General features: G+C 31.8%; 8 protein-coding genes. 6 read left to right on the forward strand and 2 right to left on the reverse strand.

Annotated elements, in window-relative coordinates; genetic code table 11:
* Positions 1 to 1693 (reverse strand): ABC transporter substrate-binding protein (locus HG1285_RS06165; RefSeq protein ID WP_008288205.1); only part of this gene is annotated, 1693 nt, incomplete at its 3' end.
* Positions 1683 to 1859, reverse strand: coding sequence for a Trm112 family protein (locus HG1285_RS19495; protein ID WP_008288206.1), 177 nt, complete (start codon positions 1857 to 1859; stop codon positions 1683 to 1685). The genes HG1285_RS19495 and HG1285_RS06165, both read right to left, overlap by 11 nt.
* 168 nt (positions 1860 to 2027) lie before the next feature.
* On the opposite strand from HG1285_RS19495, the gene HG1285_RS06160 reads away from it, so the two are divergent.
* From HG1285_RS06160 to HG1285_RS06140, 6 genes are all read left to right on the forward strand, one after another.
* Complete coding sequence (locus HG1285_RS06160; protein ID WP_008288208.1) at positions 2028 to 2585, forward strand: thiamine phosphate synthase; 558 nt, start codon at positions 2028 to 2030, stop codon at positions 2583 to 2585.
* A gap of 52 nt (positions 2586 to 2637) precedes the next feature.
* Positions 2638 to 3423, forward strand: coding sequence for a 4Fe-4S binding protein (locus tag HG1285_RS06155; protein WP_008288209.1), 786 nt, complete (start codon positions 2638 to 2640; stop codon positions 3421 to 3423).
* Between the two features lie 44 nt (positions 3424 to 3467).
* A complete protein-coding gene (locus tag HG1285_RS06150) occupies positions 3468 to 4082 on the forward strand; it encodes a molybdenum cofactor guanylyltransferase (protein ID WP_008288211.1) in 615 nt (204 codons plus the stop codon).
* Positions 4079 to 5083 (forward strand): prohibitin family protein, encoded by a 1005-nt coding sequence (locus tag HG1285_RS06145; RefSeq protein WP_008288212.1) that lies wholly within the window; start codon positions 4079 to 4081, stop codon positions 5081 to 5083. Before HG1285_RS06150 ends, HG1285_RS06145 begins: the two co-directional genes overlap by 4 nt.
* 10 nt (positions 5084 to 5093) lie before the next feature.
* Positions 5094 to 5237: a hypothetical protein gene (locus HG1285_RS19500; protein WP_008288213.1), complete on the forward strand. Its 144-nt coding sequence runs from the start codon at positions 5094 to 5096 to the stop codon at positions 5235 to 5237.
* A gap of 1 nt (position 5238) precedes the next feature.
* A partial coding sequence (locus tag HG1285_RS06140; protein WP_008288214.1) for an SPFH domain-containing protein occupies positions 5239 to 5476 on the forward strand: 238 nt, incomplete at its 3' end.

The raw sequence follows: 5476 nt of genomic DNA on the forward strand, positions 1-5476 counted from the left end.
TTTTGAGTTTATTTCTTACTGCTAAAAGTTCTTCAGGAGCTGCTATAAATATCATTGGTTGTTGTTCTCCTATTATTTTGAATGCTTTTTTATAAAGCATATCTCTTTTCTTAAAGTCAAGTTCTACAGCAGCCTTTTGGAAAAGCTTATCTATTTCAGCTTCCCATTTTGTAGATGGTTTTTTCTGTTTTGGGTACCACATGTGAAGATGTCCAGATGAAAGCCATACATTTTGACCAAAATAAGGGTCTAAGCTTCCTGTAAGTCCTATGATTACTGCTTCAAAATCATAAGAGCTCATAAGTTTAGATACAAGATTATTAAAATCAAGGGTTTGAAAATTAACATCTATACCTATTTTCTTTAAATCATCTTTTAAAATGTTTCCAATTGCTTCCCTTTCTTTATTTCCTGCATTTGTAATTAATGTAAATTCAAGTTTATGTCCATCTTTATCGTATAGAAATCCATCTTTTCCTTCTTTAAACCCTATTGAAAGTAAAATCTGTTTTGCTTTTTTTAAATTGTAAGGATATTTTGGATAGAAGTTTTCATCGTAAAGTCTTCTGTTTGCAGGAGTTACAGCTGTATAAATTGGATATGCAAGACCGTTATAAACAAGATTTATTATTCCCTGTCTGTCTACTGCGTAAGATATCGCCTGTCTGAATTTTGTATTTCTGAACCATTTTATTTTGTATTTTGGAATTGGTGCGTTTGGGTTCTGGTTAAAAACAACAAATGTTGTGGAAGGGGTTGCTCCAAGATTGTAAATTGTAAAATCCTTTTCTTTAGCTTCTGGTATAAGCTGGGACAAATCAGCAGGTCTAACTCCGTAAATATCTGTTTCTCCTGATAAAAATTTAATAAGCTGTACATCAGGGTCTGCTATTATTTGAGCCTTTATTTTAGTTATATACGGGAGCTTTTGTCCTTTTTCATCTTTTTCCCAGTAAAGAGGATTTCTTTCATAAATTGCCATCTGTCCGGGGACATATTTAATTAGTTTATACTTTCCAGTTCCTATAATTTCTTTTGGGTCTGTGTTTATACTCCAGGCTGACGGGAATGTATTGTTTTTTACATATTTCTCAAGTATATGCTTAGGCAATATTGGTTGTTCAACTGCCTGTAAAAACGGTGCAAATGGCTTCGGTATTTTAAACTCAACAACCTTATCTGATATTTTTCTAACAATAAAAGGTTTTCCTTCAACTGTTAAAACATCTTTTGCAGAAGTTGGAATTTTTGGATTGTAGTAAATATCGTTATATGTAAACACAACGTCATCTGCACTAACAGGTTTGCCGTCAAACCAGTATGCATCTTTTCTGATGTAAAATCTCCACACTGTACCGTCTTTATTCCTTTCCCATTTTTCTGCTAAATCCGGCTCCGGAAGTAAAGTTTTTATATTTGTTTTTGTAAGACCGTTAAACAGGTCTCCAATAACTGCTGTAGAAGATGTTTCCTGAGCCATAGCAGGATTAAATGTTTTTGCATCACCACTTAAAGCTCTTTTTAAAGTACCTTCTGGAGTACCTATTACTGGATTAAATTTTGATGGGTTAACCTTTTTTATAATATTAGCCTTTTCAGAAGGTTTATTGTTAGGTGATATTATATAAAATGGAAGAAAAAACAATACTATAGAAATAAAAGCTAAAGATGTATAAAAAAGTTTATTTATCATCGTTTAAAGGCTTTGCCTCTTCAATAATTAAAACAGGGATATCATCTATTATTTCATAATAAACTCTGCAGTTTTCACATATTAAAATGTTTTTATTCTGGTCATACTTTAAATCTAATTTACATTTAGGACATGCTATAATTTCAAGTAATTTTTCATCTATCATATTGGAAAACCTTAACATTTTTATTATAAAATTATGATACCATCAAAAATGAGGTAATTTAAATGAACCTATCAGACCCTTCAGTTGGATTTCCTATAGCTGTAATAGGAATGGTAAGCCTTGCAATTATAATATTTATCGTAATGCTTGTACTTGACAAAGGGTCAGATGAAGAATAAACTTCAGAAATTTTACGCAATTACAGACAGGAAAAAATATTCCTCTTTTGAGGATACAGTAAAAAAGCTTCTTGATAAAGGAATAAGAATGTTTCAAATAAGGGAAAAAGATTTACCTACAGGAGAGCTTTATCGTTTTACAGAGAAATTTTTAAAACTAACTGAAGGGTACAATGTTCATATTTTTATAAATGATAGGGTTGATATTGCTCTTATGTTTAGTCTGGACGGTGTTCATCTTCCAGAAAACTCTTTTGATGTAGAAGTTGTTAAATCCAACTTCCCACAGCTTATAGTCGGAAAATCATGCCACAGCTTAGAATGTGCAAAAAAGGCTGAGGAAAATGGGGCTGATTATGTGATTTTTTCTCCTATTTTTAAGGTAGAAGGAAAAGGAAAGCCTCAAGGAATTGAAAAATTAAAAGAAGTTGTTAATCTATTAAATATTCCTGTATATGCATTAGGTGGCATAAATAAAAACAACATTGAGAAGGTCTTAAAAACAGGTGTTTACGGCATAGCTGGAATCAGAACTTTTTTGGATTAAATTTTATATTATAATAAATGGTTAATATTTACTAACTTAAAGAGGTGTAAAGATGGGACAAACAGCAAACATGCAGTGTGAACAACCTTCATGGTGGCAAACCCACAAGTTCACCATTGCAAGAAATATTGTTTACATTTCTATCATTATCGCCCTTATTATTATTCCAACATTTAAAATTATTAAAATTGATATTGCCCACAACGAATCGTGGATTTTTGGACAGCAAAAACCATTAATAGATGGTTTAATACCTGTAATAGCAGCACTTGGATTTTTTGCAATTCTCGTTATTGTTTTAAACATGGTACAGGGAAGAGTATTTTGCGGGTGGATATGTCCTGGAGGATGGTTTGCTGAAGTTCAGGAAAAGCTAAAAAGAAAGTTAGGTAAAAAGGCAAAAGGTGTTTACATAATAATAACAACTATAATGACTATTTTATTTGCTGCTTTATTTTTCAACTGGGTAACGGATTTAAGGGTATTTTTCTATTACACAAACCCTGCTTTTATACCAATGTGGGTAGCATTTTTAGCAGCATTTCCAATTTTTTACTGGGAGCTTTACATAGGAAAAAGATGGTGTAGAACATTCTGTCCAACAGGAATTTATCAGAAGTTAACCCCTCACTTTTATTATGTAAAACCAGCATTAAAACCTCCTTATACAACTAAAGATTGTGGAACATGTAGGGAATGTTTAATGGTTTGTCCTATGGCTCTTGACCCAAGAAAAATAGTGTTTATGGAAGATACAATTAATAGACCAGGTCTTTCATCATGTATAGTTTGCGGTGAATGTGTGATGCCTGTACAGATGTCTGGGCTAAAAATGTAAAGAACCAATACTTGGATTTTACATGAAGTACCGGTAAGGCAAGTATGAGTTTAGACTGTATTGTCCTTGCCGGTGGGCAAAGTAAGAGGATGGGAAGGGATAAAGCATTCCTTCCCTTTAAAAATAAAACTTTCTTGAGAAATATCCTTGAAAGGATTGATGGGTTTTGCAGTAGATTTTTAATTGTTGTAAACAAAGATTTTTCTCTATATGAAGAGCAGGTAAAAGATTTAAAGTCAAAGGTAGTTTTCATAAAAGACATTAATCCTTATGATGGACCTTTAAATGGCATTGTGTCTGCTTATCCTTATATAAAATCTGAGAAAGTTTTAATAACTACATGCGACACACCTGTAATAAATACAGAGCTTTTACAAAAGTTATCAATACAGCTAAATAATTATGATGCCGTAATACCTGAGATTGACAGCAAAATACAGCCATTAAACACTTTTTACACAAAAAATGCTGTAGAAAAGGCTGTTGAAATTTATAAACAAGGGAAAAAATCCTTAATGGCATGGCTTGACAATTTGAATTATAAAACTATTAATAAAGAATATATACGAAAGTACGATAAAGAAATTTTGACATATAAAAGTATAAATACACCTGAAAGCTATAAATGGCTTTTAGAAAAAGAGGATAAAATAAAATGACAACAATAAAAAATTTGCCGCCACAGACACCTAATATATCAGGGAAACTGGCAGTAATTCCAATAGTTATAATAATATTAGTTGTGTTCTTTTTTATATTCTCTCCTTTCAAAACTATAGAAAGTGGAAATGTAGGTATTAAAATAACACTTGGTAAATATGATAATGAGGAACTTTATCCAGGACTTCATTTTAAAATTCCTCTCATAGAACAAATAAAAGTAGTTGATGTAAAAGTACATACAATAAACTACAAAGGAAATCAGGACAGACCTGATAAGGAAGGTCTTATAGAAAAGCCTGCGATAAATGTTTTAGATGAAAGAGGTTTACCAGTTCGTATTGAACTTACTGTCCAGTACAGATTAATTCCAGACCAGGCATCAGAAACTATACAGGAATGGGGCTGGAACTGGGAAGATAAAATGATAAATCCGGCGATTAGAGATGTTGTAAGAGATATAATAGGTCAATATCCAGCTGAGCTTTTACCTATTAAAAGACAGGAAATAGGAGTAAAAATAGAAGAAGGTATCAAAAAGTCAATAAAAACAATTTCTAAAGGAAAAGTAGAAGTTGTAGGTGTTCAGCTCAGGGACATAAAACTTCCTCCAAGAATTGCCCAAAAAATAGAAGAAGTACAAATCGCAAAACAAGAAGCTGAAAAAATGAAATATGTAGAAGAAAGGGCAAAGAAAGAGCAGGAAGTTAAAAAAATACAGGCAGAAACTCAAAAAATACAGAAAGTAATTGCAGCAGAAGCTGAAGCAGAAAAGAAAATAAAAGAAGCTGAAGGTATAGCAAAAGCAAGGGTTTTAGAAGCTAAAGCAACAGCAGAGGCTAATAAGCTAATTAGTTCTTCTATTGATGATAAAGTTTTAAAATGGAAAAGCCTTGAAGTACAGGAAAAATTAATGAAAGCTTTAAAAGAAAATAAAAACAACAATATATTTTTAAATGCACCTTCGGGAAATCTTCATTACTGGCTGAATAAAAAATGAGGTGCTTAAAATGAAAATTTTAATTAGTTTATTAATTTTGGTTTTTGTTTTTACAGCATGCTCCACCCATCAAGAAATAAAAAAAGAAATAAACAAACAGGAGCAAATCTACCAGTCAGAAAAAGCATTTAGAGAATTAAACAGGGAGAGGTAAAATGGGAATATCTACAGTAGTAATAGCAGTACTAATTATTATATTTCTATCATCAGCAATTAAAATACTAAATGAATACGAAAGGGCTGTTGTATTTCGTTTAGGTCGTGTAATTGGAGCAAAAGGTCCTGGTCTCATAATCTTGATACCATTTATTGATAAGATGATAAAAGTTTCACTGAGGGTAGTTACACTTGATGTGCCTACACAGGACGTTATAACAAAAGATAATGTATCAG

The organism is Hydrogenivirga sp. 128-5-R1-1 (assembly GCF_000171895.1).

What these genes read in the sequence shown, in the direction of transcription:
- HG1285_RS19495 (WP_008288206.1), bottom strand. Translation starts at nt 1,859, where the DNA reads ATGATAGATGAAAAATTACTTGAAATTATAGCATGTCCTAAATGTAAA.
- HG1285_RS06160 (WP_008288208.1), top strand. Translation starts at nt 2,028, where the DNA reads ATGAAGAATAAACTTCAGAAATTTTACGCAATTACAGACAGGAAAAAA.
- HG1285_RS06155 (WP_008288209.1), top strand. Translation starts at nt 2,638, where the DNA reads ATGGGACAAACAGCAAACATGCAGTGTGAACAACCTTCATGGTGGCAA.
- HG1285_RS06150 (WP_008288211.1), top strand. Translation starts at nt 3,468, where the DNA reads ATGAGTTTAGACTGTATTGTCCTTGCCGGTGGGCAAAGTAAGAGGATG.
- HG1285_RS06145 (WP_008288212.1), top strand. Translation starts at nt 4,079, where the DNA reads ATGACAACAATAAAAAATTTGCCGCCACAGACACCTAATATATCAGGG.
- HG1285_RS19500 (WP_008288213.1), top strand. Translation starts at nt 5,094, where the DNA reads ATGAAAATTTTAATTAGTTTATTAATTTTGGTTTTTGTTTTTACAGCA.